The organism is Chelativorans sp. ZYF759 (genome assembly GCF_012911015.1).
In the GTDB taxonomy this organism is placed as follows: Bacteria; Pseudomonadota; Alphaproteobacteria; order Rhizobiales; family Rhizobiaceae; genus ZYF759.
The window spans coordinates 155,680-178,197 of record NZ_WVVV01000005.1 but is presented as its reverse complement, the minus strand read 5'-3'; the positions used below and the strand labels follow the sequence as shown (position 1 = coordinate 178,197).

Genomic DNA, 22,518 nt, shown 5'->3' with positions numbered 1-22,518 from the left:
GAAAATCCCTCGGAACGATCCTCCGACGTGGCGGTTCGGTCCGAAGGAGGCTTCCCATGGAGATTATCTGGCTCGTTCTGCTCATCATCGTCCCGCTCTTCGCGGGCGCCATCTTCATGCTCTACAGGCAAACGCAAAGCGCCGGACCGGGGCCGCAAGCGGCTGACCGCCGGACGGATAGTCGGGCCGTGGAGGATCGGCGCCGGCTGCCCCACGGCTTCGGGCCGATGGGCCTGTTGCTGGGCGCCACCGTGGCCGGAGCCGTTATCGCGGCCATCGTGATCGGGTTTCCGATTTTGCGCGCCATGCTGATCGCCTTCAACGCTCCCGTCGACGCCGAGTGAGGGAACCAGGAAGGCTCGCAGATGTTCGGTTTGGCGCTCGGGCGGAGCTGCCCAACCAAGGAGTGATGCAATGCCAGCCAAGTCGAAATCCCAGCAGAAAGCGGCAGGCGCCGCACTGTCAGCCAAGCGTGGCGATACCAAGAAAACCGATCTGCAAGGAGCCTCCCGCCAGATGGCCGACAGCATGAGCGAGAAGGAGCTTCGCGAAATGGCCTCGACCAAGCGGAAGGGCAAGAAGGAACACGATTCCAAATCGTGAGCGTATTGCCGCTCGGCTAGCGACGATCAACTCGCCTTGCGCTCAAGCCAGCGCAGCAGGATTGTCTCTTCCCGATCCAGGCCGGCAACCGCGCGCCGATGGCGGCTGGAAAGGTCGCGCATTTCTTCTTCCAACCGCCCTGCGAGCCAGCCTTCTGTTACCTGCGGATGAATATAGCAGCGACGGCAGACGGCACGCGTGTTGTGCAGCCGCCGGGCCACCTTGTCGATGCAGGCATTGAGCATGATCGTCTGCTGACGCTGGGTCTCCGGTAGTGGAAGCTTGCCAAGCTGGAAGGCGGCTGCCTTCGTGGCGCCCCACGTTCGGAAATGTTTGGTCGAAAATTCCGCTCCCATGGCCGCGCGAATATAATCGTTGACGTCATGCGAATGGACCGGTCGCGGCCCCTCCTCGCTTGCGTACTGAAACAGCTTCTGCCCAGGCAACTCCTGTAGCGAGCGCATTACCGAAGCCAGACGACGGTCACGCAACTTCACGTTCCACTCCTGGCCTGACTTCCCGCGAAATGCGAAGCGCAACTGCGTGCCTTCCACATCGACATGGTCCTGGCGCAGGGTCGTCAGGCCGAAGCTTCTGTTTTCACGGGCATAGGCCTCATTGCCGATCCGGATCATCGTATCGTCCAGGAGCAGGACCACGCTGGCGATCACTCGCTCCCTGGCGAGTGATCTCTTGCGCAAATCGCTTGCTGCCTGCGCACGGAGTTTCGGCAGCGCTTTGCCAAACGCGGCAAGGGTCGAGAACTTCGCCTCGTCGCGGCATACGGTCCATGCGGGATGATAACGATACTGCTTGCGTCCCTTCAGATCGCGTCCGGTGGCCTGGATATGCGCATTTGGATCGGCCGAAATCCAGACATCGGTCCAGGCGGGCGGTATGGCGAGCGAACGGATGCGGCTCAGATCTTCTGGCGCCGCGAGCCGTTTGCCTTCGGCGTCGACCAGACGAAACCCGCGTCCGTGCGGCAGCCGCCGGATACCGGGTTCTTCATCGGTGACATAGACGAGATCCGCTCGCCGGGCCGCGTCGCGCGGATCGAGAAAGACCTGGCTCTTACCATCCATGCGACGCAAGGCGCGCCCCTTTTCGCGATGTCTGAAAGAGGAAGGCGCAGTGCCCTCACCTCCCGGTCAGAGCCGAATGGTCGAACTGAAAGAAGGTTCCAGCAGCCTGCCGCAATTGGCCATTCGCAATTCCGGCCTTGCATTTTGATGGTCCAACCTTGATAGCTTGCCGTAAAGGGACACTCATATGTTAAGATGGCCCCATGAAACCGCGCATACCCAACGACGCTGAATTGTCCAAAGCACCACCCGCATCCGAACTCGACGATCTGTCCATCCTGCTGGAAGAGATCCAACACGAGAAGGTGCCGGAACGGCTGTTGGGCCTCGCCGAGCAGTTGCAGGCGGTACTCCTCGCCAAGCGCAACGAGGGTCTTTCGGACCAGGATTGAGTTGCTCACGCTCGCGGCCTGAGCAGCAATTCGTCACAAATCTCGGAACTTTCATCTCCCTTGCCCGTTCGCAAAAAGGGGCACAACTGTCGTGTGCCCGCTGCGAGGGAGGCAGAGGGGATGCCATCACACCGCATATCGAGGCGCAGCCTGTTGCGAAATTCGCTCGCGGCAGGGACGGCGCTGTTTCTTGGTCCGCAGCTGGCGATGAGCCGCGAATTCCCGGGGGGAAGTGCTCCACCCTGGTCGCCCAACGTCGCTGACGAACCTTATTACGGAACCGAATACGGACATTTCTTCACGCCCGCCGAACGCCGCGCGGCGGATGCCCTGACGTCGAGGATCATCCCGAGCGACGAGAGCGGGCCGGGAGCACGCGAGGCGGATGTGGTCGTATTCCTTGATCGCCAGTTGAGCGGCTTTTACGGTCGCGGTCAGCGCTGGTACATGCGGGGGCCATTTCCCGAACCCTTGGAAACGCAAGGTTATCAGTCGGAACACGCGCCAGCCGGCCTTTGGCGCCACGGTCTCGCCGCCCTGGACGCCCACTGCCGCCAGACCCACGACGGTCGTGATTTCGCGGACTTGACCGAAGAGGAGCAGGATCTGGTCCTCACGGCGATCGACGACGAGGAAGTCGAGTTCGAGAGTATTTCCGCCAAGCAGTTTTTCGACTTCGCCAAGGAAATGACCATCGAGGGCTTCTTTTGCGATCCAGCCTATGGCGGCAACCGCGACATGGCCGGATGGCGCTATGTCGGCTTTCCGGGCGCCCGCTACGACTATCGCGATTATCTGCACCACAATGGCGCGCGGGTCGACCTGCCGCCCGTCGGGCTGATGGGCGCTCCGCACTGGTCCCGTTGAACAAAAACAGAGGAAATCAGCGCATGGCGGAAAAACGCTCTTCGGTCGACGTGGTGCTCGTGGGTTTCGGTTGGACGGCTGCCATAATGGCGCAGGAACTGACTGAAGAAGGCCTCGAAGTCCTCGCACTGGAGCGTGGTGGCTGGCGCGACACCGGCACCGATTTTCCCACGACCCATGCCCCCGACGAACTGCGCTACTACTGGCGCCACGGCATGTTCCTGGAGACGGCGCGCGAGACCCAGACCTTCCGCAACAACCGCAACCAGATCGCGCTGCCGATCCGCCGCTGGGGTTCCTACCTGCCGGGCGTGGGCGTGGGCGGGGCCGGCGTGCACTGGAACGGCCAGACTTTCCGCTTCCTGCCCTCGGACTTCATCGCAAGGACCCACAATGAGGAGCGCTACGGCCCTCTGCCGGACGAGATGACGGTCCAGGACTACGGCGTCACCTATGACGAGCTGGAACCCTATTTCGACAAGTTCGAGAAGCTCTGCGGAATATCCGGCAAGGCCGGCAACCTCCAGGGCCGGATCGTCGAAGGCGGCAATCCGTTCGAGGGCTGGCGCAGCGACGAATACCCCAACCCGCCAATGGAGATGACGTTCGCGCAGAATCGTTTTGAGGCAGCCGCGAACGAGCTGGGACTAAATCCCTTCCCCGCCCCTTCCGCCAATATGAGCCGCGGCTACACGAATCCGCTCGGCGTCCAGCTTGCGCCCTGCACCTATTGCGGCTTCTGCGAGAAATTCGGCTGCGGCAACTACTCCAAGGCGAGCCCCCAGACCACGATCATCCCCGTGCTGATGCAGAAGCCGAATTTCACCCTGCGCACCCATTGCGAAGTGCTGAAGGTACTCAAGGACAGGAACGGGGAGCGCGCAACCGGCGTCACCTATGTCGACGCGCACGGCAAGGAATGGGAACAGCCCGCCGAAATCGTGATCCTGTGCGGCTACCAGCTGTCGAACACCCGGCTGATGATGCTTTCAGGTGTCGGCGAAACCTACAATCCGCGCACCGGCGAAGGGCTGGTGGGCAAGAACTACACCTACCAGGTCATGTCGGGCGTCGACATCTTCTACGAGGAGGAATTCACCAACCAGTTCATTGGGGCCGGCGCGCTCGGCATGGTGGTGGACGACTACAATGGCGACAATTTCGACCACTCCGGCCTGGGCTTCATCGGCGGTGCCTATATCGCGTCATGGACCACCAATCAGCGGCCCATCGAATCCCATCCCGTTCCTGAAGGCACGCCCGAATGGGGTGTCGAATGGAAGCGGGCCGTGCAGAAGAACTTTCTCAAGCACACCTCCCTTTCCGTGCACGGCGCATCCATGGCGCATCGCGAAAACTATCTCGACCTCGATCCGAACTACACCGATCACTGGGGCCGTCCGCTGATGCGCATGACCTTCGATTTCACCGAGAACGACCGGCGGCTGTCCGACTACATCACGCCCATCGCCGAGGAGATCGCGCAGAACATGGGCGGTCGCGAGATCAACGTGAACCAGTACACCGACGACACCTACGATATCGTGCCCTATCAGACGACACACAACACCGGCGGCACGATCATGGGCCAGACGCCGGCCGACAGCGTCGTCAACCGCTATCTGCAGAGCTGGGAACTGCACAATCTCTTCGTTATGGGAGCCGGGGTGTTTCCCCAGAACGCGGGCTACAACCCGACCGATACAGTCGCCGCTCTCACCTACTGGTCGGCGCAGGCGATCCGGCAGCAATATCTCCGCAACCCCGGCCCGATGGTGCAGGCATGAGGCGGCAGGCGCTCATCGCGGCCACTGCCGCGACCTTCATCGCCGGCGGCGCTTCCGCCTTTGCCCAGGAGCTGTCTTCCTCGCAGATCGAACGTGGCCGCTATCTTGCCATCGCCTCGAACTGCGTGAGCTGCCACACCGACGTGGACAATGGCGGGATCCCGTGGGCTGGCGGGCGGGAAATGGCAACGCCATTCGGCGTGATCACCACGCCCAACATCACCTTCGACGACGATACAGGCATCGGCCGTTACTCGCGCGACGATTTCTGGCGTGCGCTCCATGAAGGCGTGCGCCGCGACGGCGCCCAGCTCTATCCCGCCTTCCCCTATCCCTACTACACCCGCATGCCGCGCGAAGACGTGGATGCTATCTATGATTACCTCCAGACGATCGAGCCCATTCGCTCCGACGTCGTTCCCGAAGCCGAACTCGCCGCACCGTTTCGGGTGCGCGAGGCAGTGCGCGGTTGGAAGCTGCTCAATTTCGACCAGGGAGTTTTCGAGCCCGATCCCACGAAGAGCGACGACTGGAACAGGGGCGCCTATCTGGTGCGCGGACCGGGTCATTGCGCGGCCTGCCACACCGAAAAGACGCTCACCGGCGGCGATGCGGCTGGCGAGGATCTTCGCGGCGGGGTGCTCGAGAACTGGCACGCCCCCAACATTCGCGGCGGCCAGGATGGTGGCATCTCTCATTGGACCGAGGACGACATCGTCGATTATCTGGCGACCGGTCGAGCCGAGCACACCATGGCCATGTCGCGCATGGGCGAGGTCGTGGGTTATTCGACGCAATTGATGCGCGAGGACGATCTCCGTGCGATCGCCGTCTATCTCAAGGATCTCGACGACGAGCCGCGAGATACTTACGACCCGCCGGAAGATGCCGTGATGCAAACGGGCGAGGCAATCTTCTTCGACAATTGCGCGGCCTGCCACAGGAGTGACGGCGCCGGCGTCGACCACATCTTCGCCCGGCTCGATGGCTCCAACAAGATCAACTCCGACGATGCCACGACCATCATCCGCGTGGTGCTGGAGGGGGCCCGCGCCCAGCCGACCGAACGCTGGCCGCATGGCCTGGCCATGCCCGCCTTCTCGTGGAAACTGACGGATGAACAGATCGCGGATGTACTCAACTACGCCCGCCACGCCTGGGGCAACAATGCCCGCCTGATCGACGCTTCCGAAGTGGCGGATCTGCGCGAGGCTTTGGAAGAGTAGTCACGGCCGAACGGGATGGACTGGCTTGGAGAGACCCGGGCCGAAGCCCGGGTCTTTTTGTTGTGGCGCCGTCAAGCGGCCTTCTTTGCCTTGGCTGCCTCGTTGGCGGAAGTGTCCGCCAGCTTGGTGAGGTCGCCATCCGTCTTCTTCTCTTCCGCGAGCGTTTCGTCGAGGAGCTTGGCGGCGTCCGCCATGCCGAGTTCCTCCGCCCAGCGCTTCAGCGTGCCGTAGCGCGCCATCTCGTAATGCTCGACCGCCTGGGCGGCGGAGATCAGGCCTGCATCAAGGGCGGAGGTACCCTTGAACTCGTCCATGATCTCCTCGCCTTCCTCGATGATGCCCTCGATCGCGTCGCAGGTCTTGCCGCGGGCCGCCTTGCCTAGGATTTCGAACACCTGCTGCAGGCGCTCGATGTGGCCCTCGGTTTCCTGGTGGTGCTTCTCGAAGGCTGCCTTGAGCTGTTCCGACTGGGCGGCGCGCTTCATCTTCGGCAGTGCCTTCAGGATCTTGCGCTCGGCATAGTAGATGTCCTTGAGCGTGTCGTGAAAAAGATCCTCGAGTGTCTTGTCCTTCGCCATGATGCGTTCCTTCGTTGTTCGATTGGTGCCACGGTCACGTGGCCACCCCGAACCTCGCCTGCCCTTGATTGTTCCGGGCAGGTACATCGCTTGCGACGAAGGTCGGATCACAGAGAAAGAAGCTTGCGCGCATTCTCCTTGAGAACCAGCGGCCGCACCTCTTCCTTGATGTCGAGCTGCTCGAAATCGGACAGCCAGCGGTCCGGGGTGATGGCCGGCCAGTCGGAGCCGAAGAGCATCTTGTGCTTCAGGATCGAGTTCGTGTAGCGCACCAGGATCGGCGGGAAGTACTTCGGCGACCAGCCCGACAGGTCGATATAGACGTTCGGCTTGTGGGTCGCGACCGACAGCGCCTCCTCCTGCCACGGGAAGGAGGGGTGGGCGAGAATGATCTTCATGGCCGGGAAATCGACGGCCACGTCGTCGACATACATCGGATTCGAGTATTTCAGTCGCATGCCCATGCCGCCCGGCATGCCCGAGCCGACGCCTGTCTGCCCGGTGTGGAACAGCGCGATGGCGCCTTCCTCCGCAATCGCCTCGTAGAGCACGTAGGCGGATCGATCATTGGGATAGAAGCCCTGCATGGTGGGGTGGAACTTGAAGCCTTTCACCCCATAGTCGCGCATCAGGCGCCGCGCTTCGCGCGCACCGGCCTTGCCCTTTGCCGGGTCGATCGAGGCAAAGGGAATCATGATGTCGCTGTTGGCGGCGGCGATCTCCGCCACTTCTTCGTTCTTGTAGCGGCGAAAGCCGGTCTCGCGCTCGGCGTCGACGGGGAAGATCACACAGGCGATCTTGCGGTCACGGTAATATTCGGCCGTCTGCTGAACGGTTGGCAGCATGCCGTCAGCGCCTGCCGGGTTCTTGAAGTATTTGGCCATCGCGGCCTGAAATTCCAGATAACCGTCATCGCGATGGTGGCCGCAGCAGGGTTCCTCGGCATGCGTGTGGATGTCGATGGCAACAATTTCGTCCAGATTGATCATGCATCTTCTCCCAATGTCAGGCACCGGCTCCACGGCCGGCAATCTTGCGGCACAGCTCGAGCAGCCGTGCATATTCCTCATCGTCCAGCATCGCCAACGCCTCGCGGTCCCCCGCCTTCAGCGTGCCGACAAAGGCATCTGCGCGGCGAACGCCCTCAGGCGTGGCTCTCAGCGCGACAGAGCGCCGGTCGTCGGGCGGGACGTGGCGCTCGATCAGGCCGCCCTTCTCCAAGCTACGAACGAGCTTTGTCATGTTCGGCCATTTGATCTCCAGGAGATCAGCCAGCACGCCCTGGCGGATGTCTGGATTGCGCGAGACGGCGTGAAGGACGGTCAGTTCGCTCAGCCGCATCTCCCCGAGCTCCAGGCACGCGAACAGCCGTTCAAAAACCGCGAGCTGCGCAAGTCTTAGCGCCAAGCCGGCGACATGTTCGAGTTCGCCGAGCGAGACCGCCGCCTGCCGTTCCGCCACGCTGGGGCCGGTCCCCGTATCGGAGAAATGCGACATGGCGGTACGCCCAGCAATTTCGGCTTCTGCAGACGGCATTGTTTCCTCAGAAATTGTTTTCTAGTAAACAATCCCGAGTTCGTGCGTCAAGTCCCCTCGACGGCGGCCGCGCCGACGTGACCCGCTAAAGCAACAGAATATCGGCGCGGTCACCCCATACCTCGCGCGCGGCTTCGGCCACGCTGCCATGATGGGTGAAGACGATGGGCTGGAATATCTCGCTGGATTCGCCGAGCGCACGGAGCGCGGCGGCCGTCCGCGCATCGTCAAAGGTCTGGAAGAGGTCGTCTGCGACGAAGGGGACCGGTTCGTTGCTACGGCAATAGTCGGCGAGATAGGCAAGCCGCAGCGCCAGATGCAGCTGATCGACAGTGCCGTCGCTCATGCCGGACAGCCGGACCTCCGCCCCGTTCTCGCGTAGAGCCACCAACTCGGCCGCGTCGCTCTCGTCGAAACGCTTGGACAGGGCTACGAAGGCGCCCGCGGTCAGCATGCCAAAGATGCCGCCGGCCCGTTCCAGCGTTGGATCTGCATTGGCCTGACGCTGCTGTTCGAGAGCCTCGCCCAGCAGTAGGGAGGCAAGCTTCAACACAGTCCAGTGCCGCGCCGCCGCCACCATCTCGGCTTCAGCTGCATGGCGTTCGAATGCTGCTGCCTCCGCGCCCGGCGCCTGGCTGAGTTTCGTCCGCTCAGCGCGCAGAGCCGACAGCTGCGCGTAGACCTCGTTCACCTCGGCATCGAGGCTCTTTTCTTCGGCTTCAAGGCGCGCCAGTTCTGTATCCGCCTCGACGAGATCGAGGCCCCGCAACGTCTCGCGGACACTTTCTTCGCTTCGGTCGGGTGCTATCTGGCGAAAGCGGTTCCGGCAGGCATCGAGCTTGCCGCGAAGTTCCGCACGCGCGCGGAGTCGCTCGGCAAGCGCGGAGGCTTCCTCAGGCGCAGCGCTATCGCCAAGCAAGGTCACGAGAGCCGCTTGCGCAGCTTCGTATCCATGACGCGCCTGCGTCAGTGCCTCGTCGGCCTCTTCCAGTTCCGCGCGCGCTTCTTTCTCACGGGCGGCGGCCACTGACGCTTCGCGCGCCCGCTCGTTCAGCGCTCCTATGGCCTGAGCGGGCGGCTGCCCCTCCAGGTCGGGCGCGAATTGTGCCACGAGTTCCGCGACGTCCTTCTCGAAAGCCCCGATGTCGCGCTCCATGCCGCGCACGCGCCTGTCCCTGTTCTCGCGTTCCAGCCGCAGCGGCGGCACCTGCTTCCAGACGGCGAGTGCCGACCGCACTTCGACGGGCGTGGCCGTATCTCCCACGCCAAGCGGCCTTGCATGCTCATGCAACTCACCGAGCAGGCGCAGCCTCTCGGCTGAGACTGCCTCTCGTGACTTGCGGAATTGCTCCAGCCGTGCCTCGCACTGGCTCCGCTGGATGGCGTTCTCGCGACTGTCCTCCCACACGCGCTGGATCGCTTCGAGCCTCTCCTCGACGGCACGAGCGAGCGCAGCCAGAGGAAGGCCCTCAGGGTTCGGAAGACCAACTCCCTCGCCGATCCGGCGCAACGGCTCCAGGAGCGAGTGCCCGAGATGATCCATGCCGGAAATCCGCTCTGCCTCGGTCTCGATTTCTTCGCGGAGTTCGAGGAGTTGTGCGACCTCGGCGAGCCAGTCGAGCATATTTTCGGGCGAACGCGGCTGAATGCCCGTCGCCTGGAACGAGGCCTCGTAGGCCGCCTGTAGCGACGCCAGTTGAACGCGCGCCTCGTCCAGGATGGTTTCCTCGGTCGCGACTGACACCGAGATTGCAGCCTGCCGCTCTCTGGCGGAAGCAAGCCGAGCCAGCCTCTCCGTCTCGCGCAAGGCCGTGTCGACCAACGTGTCGGCCACCGCCGTCAGCGCCTGCACGCCGCGTATCTCGCGCGACAGTTCTTCTGCGCTTGGAGCACCCTGCACGCCACCGCCAAGCGCTGAGAGCGCCGCATCGCGGGCACTACGCGCGGCAGCGATGGATTCCAGCGTGGGCAGGGTGGAAAAATCCGCTGAAGTCGTCGTCCTGTCCAGTTCCGCCAATTCGGCGTGTAGCGAGTTCAGGCGCGCCTCGATGGCCTCGACCGCGCTGCGCGCCGCGTGGATCGCGTCACGCCGCTCGGCCGTTTCGGCGCGCGAGGGCAGCGGCGCGCGGGCTAGTCTGGCCAGTTCGAGGACGGGCGGATCAAGTCGGGCTGCGCGCTCCCCCAGCCTGCGGCGCCGGCCGGCCAGGTCGATGCTCGCTGCCTCGAAGGAGATCAGGCGGTCGAGATCAGGTTTCAGCGCCGCAAGCCGGCTGCGCCAGGGAGCCGGGTCCATCAAGGCTGACCGCGGCCTGTCCTCCTCGAGCTTCCGCAGCGCCTCGTCGTCTTCCGCCAGGCGACCGTCGAGTTCCTCGATGCGGCGCTCGGCATCGGCGTGCCTTGCCAGTTGCTGCTCGATCCGAGCGATCTCGGCATCGGTCGGCTGCCCCTCCTCGAACCGCTCGGGTCGGATACCGATCCGAGCCGCCATCTCCTGGATCTTCGCGGAAAACTGATCCCGCTCGCCAATGACGCGCGGCAGATCGGTCTGGTCCTTGGCCACGCTGCCGCGGCGGTCGAAGACGCCCGCCACCGGGACAAGAGCCGCTGCCAGTTCGGGTGTCACGGTGATGCGTTCGATGTCCCTGCGGATGCGGTCGACCGAAGCCTGCGCCTGCTCGATGGCCCGTCTGCCGTGTTCCGCATCGGCAAGGACGGCGAGCAAGCGGGGACCGAGTTCGTCGGAAAACTCCGCTATGTCGGCATAGGCCTCGAGCTGCCGCGCCTCGTCGTCAATCTCCGCAAGAACCGGCGAAAGACGCCGCAGCGTATCCGTTTCAGTCCGACGCTGGCGCACTTCCCCCCGCACGCGAACCCTGTCCTCGTGCTCGCCTTCGAGCCGCGCGATGTCGTCGTTGAGACGTTTCCACTCGCTGGCGCGCAGTTCCGACGATCTTTCGTCTGCTCGCGCCGTCTCGTGCCTTTCGAGGAGTTGGTAGAAGACGCGTTGGCCAGATTTCCGGGGCGTGAAGATCCTCTCGGCGTCAATCTCCAGCGCCTTGCGCGCCGCCGCCACACCCAGGATTCCGGACGACGCGGCAAAGAGCATGGCGCCAAGTTCGCCGCCGGATGCGAGCATCTCCTGAGAGCCCGCCCTGAGCCGGGCGGAATCGAGGCCAAAGGCGCGCTCGAAAACCGGCCGTGTAAGGTTGCCGAGAAACGGCGCCAGTGCGTCGTCGGGCAGCGCCTCTTCCTCATCGCCGGAAGAGAGCAACGTGTTCTTGTTGCCGCGACGCCGCCGGAAGGCGATGGTGCGGCCGTCGCGCGTTTCAAGCGTCGCCCCCACGCGCAGCGCGCTGCCCTCATGAAGGAAATCGTGCGTCTTGCGCTGGCCGAAGCCGAACAGGAGATCCGAGAGCGCACAAAGCGCGGTGCTCTTGCCGGCCTCGTTGGCGCCATGGATGACATGGACGGCAGCACCGGGCCGAAAGATCAGCTCGCGGTCACTGAGCGCACCATAGCGTATGAGATCAAGCCGGGCGATCCTCATTCCCGGTTCTCCATCGATCGCGCGAGCGCCACTTCGCGTGCTTCGGCCAGGAGTTCGGAGATGGATTCGCCCGACAGTCCATCGCCCTCGCCGGGAGCGAAGGGCATCTTGGCGCGGATTTCCTGGACAATCTCTTCCGCCCGCGTCGCGAGCGCCGGATCGGCCAGGACGGCATCGACCAGCGCTGCGAGTTCGACTGTCACCTCGCCGTTTCTCGGCGAGCCAAGGGGAGGACTGGCGAGATCGAGAACCAGTTTTTCGAGCCAGAAATCGGCACTCACCCGGTGGCACGCCGCCTGCAACTCGTCCGTCAGCTGGCTTCGCTCGGCCAGAAGCCACCCCTTCAGCGGGGTCTCGCCCGCCAGTTTCAGCCGGATAGCGTGCGGCACATCGTCGGCGCCCTCCAGGAGCGCGGAACATGTGGCCTCGCACGCACGCAGAATGTCGGGCAGGCTCTCGTATTGGGAAATGTCGATACCGACCTGGGCAAAGCGCGCCTGGTCGACGAATACCCTTTCAAGCCCCGCAACGCGACCGCCGTCGACCGCGACGAGCACGCCGCCCTTCGCGCCTGTCTCGCGGACATTGCGCCCCTGTATATTGCCGGGAAAGACAATGTGCGGATGTTCGGCCACCAGTTCGTAATCGTGAACATGACCGAGCGCCCAGTAATCATAGCCGCGCGACCGGAGATCCGCCACCGAACAAGGCGCATAATTGGCATGGGGCGGACGTCCTGTAAGCGAAGTGTGCAGCACGCCTATGTTGAAATGGCCAGGCACCGGATCGGGATAGGCCAGCGCCAGGTTGTCCGGGGCAGCACGGTCGGCGAAACTCTGGCCGTGGAGTGCCACCTTGATATCGTCCAGCACGATCGTGGACGGCTTGCGGCTGGCAAACTGGCGCACGCTTTCGGGCATGGTGATCGATCGTGTCACGACGCTGTCGGCATCGTGATTGCCCTTCACCAGCACGACCGGAATGCCAGCGCGATCCAGCCGCGCCATTTCTCGATTGAAGAAGAGGCCGATGCTGTTGTCGCGCCATTCGCCATCATAGATGTCACCTGCGATGACCATGAAGGCGACCTTGGACTCGATGGCTACGGTGACGAGACGGGAAAACGCATCGCGCGTGGCGCGCGCGAACAGCTCGGCCACCTGCGCGTCCTTGACGGCCAGCCCCAGAAAGGGACTGCCGAGATGAAGGTCGGCCGCATGCAGAAAGCGGAAGCTGGTCAAATGGTGATTCCCTGTCCTTTCGACCTTGCATGCGGAACATGTCCGGGCCAAGCGTGCAAGCATGGCCGGCTTGGCCTGCCAGCGTAAGGGCGCCGCGCGCCTACCAGCCGCCTGCCTCGATCCACTCTTCCATCAGTTCCAGTTTCTCGACCCCGAAGAAGGGCTCTCCCTCGACGATAAAGAAGGGGGAGCCGAAAACCCCCTTTTCCAGCGACCGGTCGACGGCTCTTCGCAACAGATCGGAGGCTTCGCCGCTTGCATGGCCTTCCGCGAGGGCACTGCGATCGATGCCATGATGGCCGGCGAGATCCAGCACCAGATCGAGTGACCCGATGTCGCGTCCCTCAAGCCAATAGGCCGCGAAGATAGCTTTTGCGAGTGCCTTCGCCTGCTCCGGTGCATGCTTGCGTGCCCAGTGAAAGGAGCGGCCGGCCGGCAGCGGATTGGCCGGGGTTTCTCCGAAGGGTCGCGCAAGCTCGATCCCGTGACGGCGGCAGTAGCGTTCGGCGTCATTGCGCGCGTACTCCCCCTTCAATGGAGTTGCCGGGATCGCTTTCAGGCCCATCACCTTCAGCACGCTGATGCCGACCAGCATGGACTGCCAGTCCGTCGCATAGCCGTGGCGCGCGCCGATCTCGTCGATCCGCAGGCTGGCAAAAAAACCGAAGGGAGAGATGAAATCGAAATGGAATTCGATCATGCCTGCCCGATTTCCACTCGTCATGGCTGTCCCCTTGTCATGCTTATACGGGCTGGGAATTAGCAGGGGACGGGAGGCTTGGCCAGAAGCGGTCGTTGCCGTGCCGGAGCGGTTCATCAGGGAAATCTCTGGGCGATGGAACCTCGTCGGCTCCCGGTCGTTGGGAGGTCGTTCACCGAAAGGACACTCCCATGTCCGCTGCAATCATCCTCGTCATGGGCTATGAAGCCTTTTCCACAAGCCTGGCCGTGATAGCTGCGGCCGGGATGGTCTATCTGGGCAAGGGCTTCACCGCCGAATAGGCGTCTGAACATACGTGCAGTGCGGCTTAATCCGCCGCATCCCCTCCCAAGCAGCCTTCCGTGTCGCCCTTTGCTAAACGGCCGTTACACGTCATGGTGGAACAGGCGTGAATGTCGCAGGGCGATAGCGCTTGACACTCCATTATAGTCCTGCTTCAATTTTAGCGTTGCTAAACAGAGGGCGGACGATGTCGCAACAGTTCAAGGTCTCAGAAGATGGGCTCTCGCCGCTGGGGGAGCGGCTGCGCGGCCGACGCCAGTATCTGAAACTGACCCTCAAGGAAGTCGCCCTCGGCTCGGGACTGTCCGTTGGCTTCATTTCCCAGATCGAGCGCGGCATAACCTCGCCGTCCTTGTCCTCGTTGGTCTCGGTCGCACGCGTCCTGCGGATGGACGTTGGCCAGTTGCTCGCGCAGCCCAAGCCGGAAGGCCCTGTGACCCGCCATGACGAGCGGCCGGTCTATGCCGTCAGCCCCAACTCGCTGACTTATGAGCGCCTGTCGTCGTCCTTCGAGGGGAGCACGCTGCGAAGCGTCATCATCCACGAGCCGCCCGGCCACCGATCCGAGCCGATCGCCCATGAAGGCGAGGAGATGTTCTACGTCCTCGAAGGGGCCGTTACGGTCGAGGTCGCCGGCGAACGAAGCGTTCTGGAAGCCGGCGATTCCCTGCACTTTCAGTCCACCAAGATCCACTCCTCCTGGAACCATACGGACAGCCCGGCGACCATTCTGTGGGTCGGAACGATGGACGTGTTCGGCGAGAAGGCACCCAAGGAGGAGACGACCTGATCACGACGGCCAAGCGTACGGACCGTCGGCAGCAAGAACAAGAAACGCATGAAGCTTCGAACAGTCAGAGGTGAAAACCATGAAGAGATTTGCACTCCCGCTTACAGCAGCTTTGCTAGCGGCAACGTCGCTTACGGCATTGCCTGCAGCCGCCCAGACCGTACTCAGCCTGGACGAGGTCCCGGTCGGTGAACTCGATCCCGGCAAGGCGTCGGACTATGCCGACTCCCTGCTGATGTTCAACGTCTACGACACGCTGGTCCTGCCCGCCCAAGGCGAACCGGGTTACAGCCCCCACCTTGCCGAGAGCTGGGAGATCGACGGCAATGATTTTGTCGTCACGCTGCGCCAGGACGTCACGTTCCAGAGCGGCAACGCCATGACCGCGGAAGACGTGGTCTTCTCCTATGATCGCATAAAGGCGCTCGGCCAGGGTCTGTCATTCCTGTTCGCGAACGTCACCGGCATCGAGGCTGTGGACGACCACACCGTCCGCTTCTCGCTCGATGAACCCTACTCGCCATTCATCGCCTCGCTGGTGCGCCTGCCCATCGTCGACAAGCAGCTTGTCATGGACAATCTCGCCGAGGGCGACGACGAGATGGGCGATTGGGGTGAAGCATTTCTGTCGGACAACGGTGCCGGCACCGGTGCCTATGTCGTGGTCTCGCACAATCCCCAGGAAGAGACCGTGATGGAGAAGAACCCCGACTATTTCCTCGGGGTGCCCGACGCCGCACCAGACACTGTCCGCCTCCGCTACGGCCTGGAAGCCGCGACCGTGCGGACGCTGATCGCGCAGAACGAGCACGACATCTCCTCGCAATGGCTTCCGCCGGAAGTGCTGCGGTCGCTTGCCGGCACCGGCGCCCAGCTCCTGCAGGAGACCGGCGGAGGCGCCTTCTATGTCAAGCTCAACACAACCAAGGCGCCGCTGGACGACGTCAATTGCCGCCGCGCATTGGTAAGCGCCTTCGACTACGAGGCGGCCCTTCAGATGGTGGCGATCACCGACGAGGCCGCGCAGGGCAGCCCATCGACCGGTGCGATCCCCGTCGGCATGTTTGGCGCCAACCCCGCAGACCAGATCCTGACGCGCGACATGGATGCCGCGCGCGAATATCTCGAGGCCTGCGAATACGACCCGGCCGATTTCACGCTGGAGCTGTCCTGGATTGCCGAAGTGCCAATCGAGGAGCGCTTCGCGCTGCTCATGCAGTCGAACTTCAGCGAGCTCGGCTTCAACGCTCAGATCCAGCGCGTACCGTGGGCGATGTTCACCGATCTGGTGACCAACCCGGAAACCACGCCGCACGTCTCGCAGATTTTCGTCAACGCGGTGACGGGCGATCCCGACACGCTGCTCTATCCGATGTATCACTCCTCGGTTGCGGGTACGTGGCAGTCGCCGGAATACCTCGACGATGCGGAGGTGGACGAGCTGCTCGAGCGCGGCCGTACGGCCATGACCGATGAAGAGCGCGATGAAGCCTACAGCGCCCTCAACGCCCGCCTCATGGATCTCGCGGCCACCATCTACGGCTATGATCGCCAGTCGATCTTCGCCGCAAGCAACCGGGTCAACGTCCCCGCCCTCTCCTCGCCGGAATACGCCTTCGGTGTGGACGGCATGGGCTTCTCCTTCCGCCTGATGGAGATGACCGCCGAGTAATTCGGGGCCAAACCGGGAAGCGGACGGCGTGTCCGCCGCTTCCCCTTCGAATGTGCAGGTTGCCATGTCGCCCGTCCTTCGCCTTCTCGCGAAGCGGCTGGTCACGTCGATGATTGTTCTCATCGGGGTGTCCATGCTGATCTTCTCCATCGCCCGGGTCATACCGGGCGATCCGGCGCGCATCGCGCTGGGGCCGAACGCCACCGCCGAGCAGGTCGAGAACCTGCGCGAGAGATTGCATCTGAACGAGCCATTGCCCGTTCAGTACGGTCACTTCGTTGCTGATCTGGCCCGGGGCGATCTGGGAATTTCGCTCTACACCAACCGTCCGGTCACGCGCGACATCGCGCAGTTCCTGCCAGCGACGCTGGAACTGATCTTCGTGGCCGGGCTGATGATGATCGTGATCGGCCTGCCGCTCGGCGCACTTTCCGCCCGCTACCGGCACACCTGGGCCGACAATACGATCAGGATGGTCTCGCTCCTCGGTGTTTCTGCGCCCGCCTTCGTGTGGGCGGTCATCCTGATGCTGCTCTTCGCCTATTTCCTGCCGATCTTCCCGATCGCGGGACGGATTGCGAACATGCATGTCGTTCCCTCGATCACTGGCTTCCTGCTGGTCGACACGCTGGTGGCGGGCAATTTGCGGGCCTTCGGCAGCGCCGTTTCGCACATCGTCCTGCCGGCCTTCGCGCTGGCGCTTTCCGGCATCGGCCAGGCCGCCAGGCTGACCCGCTCGAACATGGTCGAGACATACGACCGCCCCTATATCGAGATGGCCCAGGCCTATGGCTTTCCCGAACGGCGGATCGCGCGCCGCTATGCATTCCGGCCCTCGATGATCCCGTCGATGACCATCATTGGCCTCGACTTCGCGGCCATGCTTGGCAACGCCTTTCTCGTCGAGGCCGTCTTCGCGTGGCCGGGTCTGTCGCGCTACGGCGTGGCCGCCATCCTGCGCAAGGACCTCAACGCCATCGTCGGCACGGTGCTCTGCATCTCCGCGCTGTTCCTGATCGTCAACATCATCGTCGATCTGATCACCGCCTACATCAATCCCCGCATCCGTCATTCGCAGAGGGCCTGACCATGCAGCGCACCCTCTACATCCTTTTGCGCAACCCGATGTCGATGCTGGGCCTCCTGCTCGTCTTCATCGTGGTCTTCTCTGCCATCTTTGCCGATTTCATCGCGCCGTTTCCCGCGCACCGAGGCGCGGTGGTGGATTTCGCGAACTTCAACCGCGCGCCCGAGTGGCCCTACATCTTCGGTACAGATCTCGTCGGCCGCGACATCTTCACCCGCATCATCTACGCCTTCCGCATCTCGCTCATGCTGGGCGCGGTGGTGCTGGTGATCGCAGTGCCCATCGGCGTGACCATCGGTCTCCTGGCCGGCTATCTGGGCGGCTGGACCGAATATGTCCTGATGCGGCTGACCGACGTATTCCTCTCGATCCCGCCTTTGGTGCTTGCCATGTCGATCATGGGCGTGCTCCAGCCGACATTGACCAACGGCATGCTGGCGGTCACCGCCATGTGGTGGCCCTGGTATACGCGCCTCGTCTACAACATCACGCGATCCGAAAAGGAAGAGGGCTATGTGCTGGCCGCAGAGGTGATCGGCGCGTCGCGGCTTCACGTCATGTTCCGCGAGATCCTGCCCAACTGCGTGCCCTCGATCCTGACCAAGATGACGCTCGACCTCGGCTTCGTCATCCTGATCGCCTCCTCGCTCTCCTTCCTCGGTCTCGGCGTGCAGCCGCCGACCCCGGATCTGGGTTCGATGGTGGCCGAAGGCGCGACCTACCTGCCCGATTCCTGGTGGCTCACCGTCTTCCCCGGCCTGGCGATCCTCGTGGCGGTCTTTGGCTTCAACCTCGTGGGCGACGCGCTGCGCGAACTCCTGGGGGCCGACCAATGACCGCCCCCACGCTCCGCATCAGCGATCTGCGCCTGGGTTTCCGGCGCTGGGCGGGAACCGTGGAGGTCCTCCACGGCATTTCCATGCACATCCGCAAGGGCGAACGCGTGGCGCTCGTCGGCGAATCCGGCTCCGGCAAGTCGGTCACGGCCCGCATCGTGCTCGGCCTGCTGCAGCAAGTGCGCAGCGCACGCATCTCGGGCCTGGTCGAGTTCGAGGGACAGAATCTGGACACGCTTTCGGCACGGGACCGCGCGCGCCTGCGCGGCACGGCGATGTCGATGATCTTCCAGGATCCGACCTCGTCGCTCAATCCCGTGTACACGATCGGCGTGCAGTTCCATGAAGTTCTGCGCAGGCGCGATCCGCGCCTCAAGATGGCGGAGGCGCGCCAGCGCGCGGCCAGAGCCCTGGCCGACGTGGCGATCCCCAATCCTGACCGGGTGCTGGATTCCTATTCGTTCCAGCTGTCGGGCGGCATGAACCAGCGGGTGATGATCGCCATGGCGCTCGCCAACGAGCCTTCGCTTCTTCTGGCCGACGAGCCGGGAACCGCGCTCGACGTCACGGTCCAGGCACAGACGCTGCGCCTGATGCGCGACCTAGTCGAGGAGCACGATACCTCGGTGCTCTTCATCTCGCACAACCTGGGCGTCGTGCGCGAGTTCGCCGACCGCGTCTATGTCATCTACAAGGGGCGGATCGTGGAGCATGGCCCCGCCGACAGCCTCTTCGAAGATCCCCGGCATCCCTACACGCAGGCGCTGATGCGCGCCGTACCCCGCCTGACCGGCGGCGGCATCCCCGACATAGAGGACGTCTCGGAGGCCTATTTTGCGCCACTCGTGGTGCACGAAGGCTGCGGCGAGCCCGAGGGAGCGGCATGAGCGAAAACCTTCTTACGCTGAGTTCGGTCTCGAAGGTGTTCGACACGCCCTCGGGCAAACTGCGCGCCGTCGATGACGTGTCGCTCGAGGTCCGACAGGGCGAATGCCTGGCGATTGTCGGGGAATCGGGCTCCGGCAAGAGCACGCTGGCCAACATGGTGCTGGGCATCTATCCACCGAGCGAAGGCGAACTGCGCTACCGCGGCGCCCTTTTGCCTGCCCGGCGGGAGTTGGCGCATCGCCGCGCCATCCAGCTCGTGCAGCAAAACCCGATGTCCTCGCTCAATCCCCGCCGGTCCATCGGCGCCTCGTTGCGGCTTGCGCTCGACGTCCACGGCATTGGGGAGAAGTCGAAACGATGGCAGCGCGCCGGAGAATTGCTGAAGGAGGTCGGCCTGCCCGGCGACTACCGCTCCCGCTCGCCGGCCTCCCTTTCGGGCGGACAGCGCCAGCGCGTCGCGATTGCCCGGGCGCTCGCCTGCCAGTCCGATCTGGTCGTGCTGGACGAGCCGACTTCGGCGCTCGACGTGCTCGTCCAGGCTCGGGTGCTCAAGCTCCTGAACGATCTGCGCGCCGCGCGGGGGCTCACCTACATCTTCATTACCCACGACCTGTCCGTGGTCCGCAACATCGCCGACCGCGTCGCCGTTTTCGAGGCGGGAAAGCTGGTCGAACTCAATGCGACCGAGAAGATATTCGCCGATCCCGATCACCCCTACACGCGCCGGCTGATCGCCGCCGTTCCCGTCGTCACCAGAAAAGAGGAGGAGCTGCGCGCGCGGCTCGCCAAGAACACGCATGAAGATTCCTGAGTACACAGAATTCACCACCGCGCTTGCCGAACGACGTGACCAGCCGGTGGCCGTTTTCGACGCCTTGCGCGCACTGACCGAGGCCACGGTCGGCGTGAAGCTGTTCACGGTCATGACCTTCGATCCGCGGACCCGGATGGCTCAGCGCATCTATTCGAACATGCCCGACGCCTACCCCGTATCCGGCACCAAGCCCGCCAACCCGACCGACTGGTCGCGGCTCGTGCTGCAGGAGAAGAAGACCTTCGTGGCCAACAATATCGGGGGGATAGCCAAGGTATTCGAAGATCACGAGTTGATCCGGTCATTGGGCTGCGAGTCGGTGATGAACGTGCCGATCATCGTGGCTGGCGAGGTCATCGGCACCATCAACTGCCTTCACGAGGCAGGTTTCTACACGCCGGAGAAGATCCAGGCCGCCGAGGCGCTCAAGCTGCCCGGCGCATTGTGCCTGCTCCTCCAGCAACGCAATCCATCGAGTGGAGATCGATAATGGCAGACAAGACCTTGCGCGTCGCGACCGATGTCGGCGGCACCTTCACCGACCTGGTGTGCTTCGAGACCGATCCGCAAACCGGCGAATCCCGCATCACGACGGCCAAGTCCGACACGACCCCACCCAATTTCGAACAGGGCGTGCTCAACGTTCTCGAGAAGGCAGGAGTGGAGCCGTCGGCCATCAAGTTTCTGGCGCACGGCACAACCGTGGTCATCAACGCCCTGACCGAGCGCAAGGGCGTGAAGGTTGGTCTCATCACCACGGAAGGATTTCGTGACTCACTCGAGATCGCGCGCGGCAACCGCCCGGATTTCTTCAACCTGCACTATGAGAAGCCGAAGCCCTTCGTGCCGCGCTATCTGCGCCGCGAGCTGCCCGGCCGCATCACCTACAAGGGCGAGGAGCTGAAGCCTCTCGACCTGTCGGGGTTGCCGGCCATCGTCGAGGACTTCAAGGCCGACGGCGTGCAGGCGGTGGCCATCTGCTTCCTGCACTCCTATGCAGATCCCGCGCATGAGAAGGCGGCTCTGGCCGAACTCAAGAAGCTGTGGCCGGATGTCTCAGCCGTTTCCTCGCACCAGATCACCCGCGAATGGCGCGAATATGAGCGCACCAACACAGCCGTGCTCTCGGCCTACGTCCAGCCGATCGCCGAGCGCTATCTGGCGCGGCTGAAGGACGGCCTGTCGGATCGCGGCTTTGCGGGCAGCCCCTACATCATGCAGTCGAATTGCGGCGTGGATTCGCTGGAGGCGGTCTCGAAGATCCCGATCACCATGGTCGAATCGGGTCCGGCTTCCGGTTTCTGGGGCGCGGCCGAGCTCGGCAAGCTGATCGGCGAACCCAATATCCTGGCGCTCGACATCGGCGGCACCACAGCGAAGTGCTCGCTGATCGAAGACGGCCAGGTCCGCATCATGACCGACTACTGGATCGAGCGCGATCGCACCTTCGCGGGCTACCCGATCATGGTGCCCGTCGTCGACCTCGTGGAGATCGGCAATGGCGGCGGCTCGATCGCCTGGGTGGATGATTTCGGCAAGCTGCATGTCGGCCCGCAATCGGCCGGCGCCATGCCAGGACCGGCCGCCTATGGCCGTGGCGGCACCGAGGCGACCACCACCGACGCCAATCTCTGGCTCGGCCGCATCAATCGCGACTATTTCTGCGGCGGCGAAGTGGTTGCCGACATGGACCAGGCGAAATCCGCCATCCATGCCGTGGGCGAAAAGCTCGGCGTCGATGCCGACGAGGCCGCACGCGGCATCATCCGCATCGCCAACAACAACATGGTCAATGCGCTCAAGCTGGTCTCGCTCAACCGCGGCCATGATCCGCGCGACTTCACGCTCGTCGCCTTCGGCGGCGGCGGCGCGATGCATGGCGTGGCGCTGGCGGGCGAACTCGGCGTCAAGAAGGTGGTGGTGCCGGCCGGCGCTTCGGTCTTCTCGGCCTGGGGCATGATGATGTCCGATCTGCGGCGCGACTATTTCGTCACGCGGCTCGCTGACCTGAAGGAAGGAGCCGCAAAGGGCATCGAGGCACTCTTCGCCGAGACCGAGGAGCAGGCGCTTGCGCAGTTCGCCGCCGAAGACGTTTCGGCCTCAAAGGTCAAGTTCCTGCGCTACGGCAAATTCCGCTACCAGAACCAGGAACACACGACCGAGGTGCTCCTTGATGAAGGCGAGATCACCGATGCGCGGCTTTCCGCCATCGAGACCTCCTTCCACGACACCTATGAGCGCGAATACACCTACCGGCTCGACGCACCGGTCGAGATGGTGGGCATCCACCTCGTCGCCTCGGCCGAAGTCGGCAAGCTGACCGTCAAGGAGCGCCAGCCGACCGGGTCCCCGGCATCGGCAGCCCTGAAGGGCGAGCGGAGCGTCGACTACGCGCTCGAAGGCGTCCACACCGCCGACATCTATGACGGCACGAAGCTGGAACCGGGCATGGAATTCGACGGACCGGCCATCGTCGAGGACCCCGGCACGACCGTCGTCATCCACCCAGGCAACAAGGTCCGGATCGATGGTTATGGCAACATCCACATCACACTCAGCGCTTGAG

21 protein-coding genes are annotated in these 22,518 nt (G+C 63.5%); 14 read left to right on the top strand and 7 right to left on the bottom strand.

Annotated features, from left to right (window positions below; genetic code table 11):
* Nucleotides 1–56: 56 nt before the first annotated feature.
* Together GRZ55_RS10325 and GRZ55_RS10320 are read left to right on the top strand one after the other, a co-directional pair.
* Nucleotides 57–344: a hypothetical protein gene (locus tag GRZ55_RS10325; protein ID WP_169286827.1), complete on the top strand. Its 288-nt coding sequence runs from the start codon at nt 57–59 to the stop codon at nt 342–344.
* Nucleotides 345–414: 70 nt separating this feature from the next.
* Entirely contained in the window at nt 415–603 is a 189-nt protein-coding gene (locus GRZ55_RS10320; RefSeq protein WP_169286826.1) for a DUF3008 family protein, read from the top strand.
* A gap of 26 nt (nt 604–629) precedes the next feature.
* Here the strand turns inward: GRZ55_RS10320 and GRZ55_RS10315 are convergent, their stop codons facing one another.
* Nucleotides 630–1,688 carry a DNA topoisomerase IB gene (locus tag GRZ55_RS10315; protein WP_169286972.1) on the bottom strand — a complete coding sequence of 353 codons (1,059 nt, stop codon included), beginning with the start codon at nt 1,686–1,688 and terminating at the stop codon, nt 630–632.
* A gap of 203 nt (nt 1,689–1,891) precedes the next feature.
* On the opposite strand from GRZ55_RS10315, the gene GRZ55_RS10310 reads away from it, so the two are divergent.
* From GRZ55_RS10310 to GRZ55_RS10295, 4 genes are all read left to right on the top strand, one after another.
* On the top strand, nt 1,892–2,080 hold the full coding sequence (locus GRZ55_RS10310) for a hypothetical protein (protein WP_169286825.1): 189 nt from the start codon (nt 1,892–1,894) through the stop codon (nt 2,078–2,080).
* Between the two features lie 207 nt (nt 2,081–2,287).
* The gene (locus tag GRZ55_RS10305; RefSeq protein WP_169286824.1) at nt 2,288–2,947 is read left to right on the top strand and encodes a gluconate 2-dehydrogenase subunit 3 family protein; all 660 of its coding nucleotides are present in this window, start codon (nt 2,288–2,290) and stop codon (nt 2,945–2,947) included.
* 23 nt (nt 2,948–2,970) lie between these two features.
* On the top strand, nt 2,971–4,734 hold the full coding sequence (locus GRZ55_RS10300) for a GMC family oxidoreductase (RefSeq protein WP_169286823.1): 1,764 nt from the start codon (nt 2,971–2,973) through the stop codon (nt 4,732–4,734).
* Nucleotides 4,731–5,960, top strand: a complete 1,230-nt coding sequence (locus tag GRZ55_RS10295) for a cytochrome c (RefSeq protein WP_169286822.1) — start codon at nt 4,731–4,733, stop codon at nt 5,958–5,960. The genes GRZ55_RS10300 and GRZ55_RS10295 overlap by 4 nt, the downstream gene beginning before the upstream one ends.
* Before the next feature lie 71 nt (nt 5,961–6,031).
* On the opposite strand, the gene GRZ55_RS10290 is transcribed toward GRZ55_RS10295, so the two are convergent.
* The 6 genes from GRZ55_RS10290 to GRZ55_RS10265 all read right to left on the bottom strand — a co-directional run bounded on the left by GRZ55_RS10290 (nt 6,032) and on the right by GRZ55_RS10265 (nt 13,586).
* On the bottom strand, nt 6,032–6,538 hold the full coding sequence (locus GRZ55_RS10290) for a ferritin-like domain-containing protein (protein ID WP_169286821.1): 507 nt from the start codon (nt 6,536–6,538) through the stop codon (nt 6,032–6,034).
* A 107-nt stretch (nt 6,539–6,645) separates the two neighbouring features.
* Nucleotides 6,646–7,527: an amidohydrolase family protein gene (locus GRZ55_RS10285; protein ID WP_210257305.1), complete on the bottom strand. Its 882-nt coding sequence runs from the start codon at nt 7,525–7,527 to the stop codon at nt 6,646–6,648.
* A gap of 16 nt (nt 7,528–7,543) precedes the next feature.
* Complete coding sequence (locus GRZ55_RS10280) at nt 7,544–8,074, bottom strand: MarR family winged helix-turn-helix transcriptional regulator (RefSeq protein ID WP_169286820.1); 531 nt, start codon at nt 8,072–8,074, stop codon at nt 7,544–7,546.
* Nucleotides 8,075–8,159: 85 nt separating this feature from the next.
* Nucleotides 8,160–11,621 carry a YhaN family protein gene (locus tag GRZ55_RS10275; protein WP_169286819.1) on the bottom strand — a complete coding sequence of 1,154 codons (3,462 nt, stop codon included), beginning with the start codon at nt 11,619–11,621 and terminating at the stop codon, nt 8,160–8,162.
* The gene (locus GRZ55_RS10270; protein WP_169286818.1) at nt 11,618–12,862 is read right to left on the bottom strand and encodes a DNA repair exonuclease; all 1,245 of its coding nucleotides are present in this window, start codon (nt 12,860–12,862) and stop codon (nt 11,618–11,620) included. The genes GRZ55_RS10275 and GRZ55_RS10270 overlap by 4 nt, the downstream gene beginning before the upstream one ends.
* 100 nt (nt 12,863–12,962) lie before the next feature.
* Nucleotides 12,963–13,586, bottom strand: a complete 624-nt coding sequence (locus tag GRZ55_RS10265; RefSeq protein ID WP_210257304.1) for a 2-hydroxychromene-2-carboxylate isomerase — start codon at nt 13,584–13,586, stop codon at nt 12,963–12,965.
* Between the two features lie 466 nt (nt 13,587–14,052).
* Between GRZ55_RS10265 and GRZ55_RS10260 the strand changes: the two genes are divergently transcribed.
* The 8 genes from GRZ55_RS10260 (at nt 14,053) to GRZ55_RS10225 (ending at nt 22,517) form a co-directional block, all read left to right on the top strand.
* The gene (locus GRZ55_RS10260) at nt 14,053–14,655 is read left to right on the top strand and encodes a cupin domain-containing protein (protein ID WP_169286816.1); all 603 of its coding nucleotides are present in this window, start codon (nt 14,053–14,055) and stop codon (nt 14,653–14,655) included.
* Nucleotides 14,656–14,734: 79 nt separating this feature from the next.
* A complete protein-coding gene (locus GRZ55_RS10255; protein WP_169286815.1) occupies nt 14,735–16,327 on the top strand; it encodes an ABC transporter substrate-binding protein in 1,593 nt (530 codons plus the stop codon).
* Between the two features lie 64 nt (nt 16,328–16,391).
* A complete protein-coding gene (locus GRZ55_RS10250; protein ID WP_169286814.1) occupies nt 16,392–17,414 on the top strand; it encodes an ABC transporter permease in 1,023 nt (340 codons plus the stop codon).
* 2 nt (nt 17,415–17,416) lie between these two features.
* The gene (locus tag GRZ55_RS10245) at nt 17,417–18,250 is read left to right on the top strand and encodes an ABC transporter permease (protein ID WP_169286813.1); all 834 of its coding nucleotides are present in this window, start codon (nt 17,417–17,419) and stop codon (nt 18,248–18,250) included.
* On the top strand, nt 18,247–19,137 hold the full coding sequence (locus GRZ55_RS10240) for an ABC transporter ATP-binding protein (protein WP_169286812.1): 891 nt from the start codon (nt 18,247–18,249) through the stop codon (nt 19,135–19,137). Before GRZ55_RS10245 ends, GRZ55_RS10240 begins: the two co-directional genes overlap by 4 nt.
* The gene (locus tag GRZ55_RS10235; RefSeq protein WP_169286811.1) at nt 19,134–19,949 is read left to right on the top strand and encodes an ABC transporter ATP-binding protein; all 816 of its coding nucleotides are present in this window, start codon (nt 19,134–19,136) and stop codon (nt 19,947–19,949) included. Before GRZ55_RS10240 ends, GRZ55_RS10235 begins: the two co-directional genes overlap by 4 nt.
* Nucleotides 19,936–20,442 (top strand): GAF domain-containing protein, encoded by a 507-nt coding sequence (locus GRZ55_RS10230; RefSeq protein WP_169286810.1) that lies wholly within the window; start codon nt 19,936–19,938, stop codon nt 20,440–20,442. Before GRZ55_RS10235 ends, GRZ55_RS10230 begins: the two co-directional genes overlap by 14 nt.
* Nucleotides 20,442–22,517 carry a hydantoinase/oxoprolinase family protein gene (locus GRZ55_RS10225; protein ID WP_169286809.1) on the top strand — a complete coding sequence of 692 codons (2,076 nt, stop codon included), beginning with the start codon at nt 20,442–20,444 and terminating at the stop codon, nt 22,515–22,517. The genes GRZ55_RS10230 and GRZ55_RS10225 overlap by 1 nt, the downstream gene beginning before the upstream one ends.
* The last annotated feature ends 1 nt before the right edge of the window (nt 22,518 follow it).

Excerpts from the sequence above, each read along its gene's own strand:
- GRZ55_RS10325 (WP_169286827.1), top strand. The coding sequence starts at position 57 with ATGGAGATTATCTGGCTCGTTCTGCTCATCATCGTCCCGCTCTTCGCG.
- GRZ55_RS10320 (WP_169286826.1), top strand. The coding sequence starts at position 415 with ATGCCAGCCAAGTCGAAATCCCAGCAGAAAGCGGCAGGCGCCGCACTG.
- GRZ55_RS10315 (WP_169286972.1), bottom strand. The coding sequence starts at position 1,688 with ATGGATGGTAAGAGCCAGGTCTTTCTCGATCCGCGCGACGCGGCCCGG.
- GRZ55_RS10310 (WP_169286825.1), top strand. The coding sequence starts at position 1,892 with ATGAAACCGCGCATACCCAACGACGCTGAATTGTCCAAAGCACCACCC.
- GRZ55_RS10305 (WP_169286824.1), top strand. The coding sequence starts at position 2,288 with ATGAGCCGCGAATTCCCGGGGGGAAGTGCTCCACCCTGGTCGCCCAAC.
- GRZ55_RS10300 (WP_169286823.1), top strand. The coding sequence starts at position 2,971 with ATGGCGGAAAAACGCTCTTCGGTCGACGTGGTGCTCGTGGGTTTCGGT.
- GRZ55_RS10295 (WP_169286822.1), top strand. The coding sequence starts at position 4,731 with ATGAGGCGGCAGGCGCTCATCGCGGCCACTGCCGCGACCTTCATCGCC.
- GRZ55_RS10290 (WP_169286821.1), bottom strand. The coding sequence starts at position 6,538 with ATGGCGAAGGACAAGACACTCGAGGATCTTTTTCACGACACGCTCAAG.
- GRZ55_RS10285 (WP_210257305.1), bottom strand. The coding sequence starts at position 7,527 with ATGATCAATCTGGACGAAATTGTTGCCATCGACATCCACACGCATGCC.
- GRZ55_RS10280 (WP_169286820.1), bottom strand. The coding sequence starts at position 8,074 with ATGCCGTCTGCAGAAGCCGAAATTGCTGGGCGTACCGCCATGTCGCAT.
- GRZ55_RS10275 (WP_169286819.1), bottom strand. The coding sequence starts at position 11,621 with ATGAGGATCGCCCGGCTTGATCTCATACGCTATGGTGCGCTCAGTGAC.
- GRZ55_RS10265 (WP_210257304.1), bottom strand. The coding sequence starts at position 13,586 with ATGACGAGTGGAAATCGGGCAGGCATGATCGAATTCCATTTCGATTTC.
- GRZ55_RS10260 (WP_169286816.1), top strand. The coding sequence starts at position 14,053 with ATGTCGCAACAGTTCAAGGTCTCAGAAGATGGGCTCTCGCCGCTGGGG.
- GRZ55_RS10255 (WP_169286815.1), top strand. The coding sequence starts at position 14,735 with ATGAAGAGATTTGCACTCCCGCTTACAGCAGCTTTGCTAGCGGCAACG.
- GRZ55_RS10250 (WP_169286814.1), top strand. The coding sequence starts at position 16,392 with ATGTCGCCCGTCCTTCGCCTTCTCGCGAAGCGGCTGGTCACGTCGATG.
- GRZ55_RS10245 (WP_169286813.1), top strand. The coding sequence starts at position 17,417 with ATGCAGCGCACCCTCTACATCCTTTTGCGCAACCCGATGTCGATGCTG.
- GRZ55_RS10240 (WP_169286812.1), top strand. The coding sequence starts at position 18,247 with ATGACCGCCCCCACGCTCCGCATCAGCGATCTGCGCCTGGGTTTCCGG.
- GRZ55_RS10235 (WP_169286811.1), top strand. The coding sequence starts at position 19,134 with ATGAGCGAAAACCTTCTTACGCTGAGTTCGGTCTCGAAGGTGTTCGAC.
- GRZ55_RS10230 (WP_169286810.1), top strand. The coding sequence starts at position 19,936 with ATGAAGATTCCTGAGTACACAGAATTCACCACCGCGCTTGCCGAACGA.
- GRZ55_RS10225 (WP_169286809.1), top strand. The coding sequence starts at position 20,442 with ATGGCAGACAAGACCTTGCGCGTCGCGACCGATGTCGGCGGCACCTTC.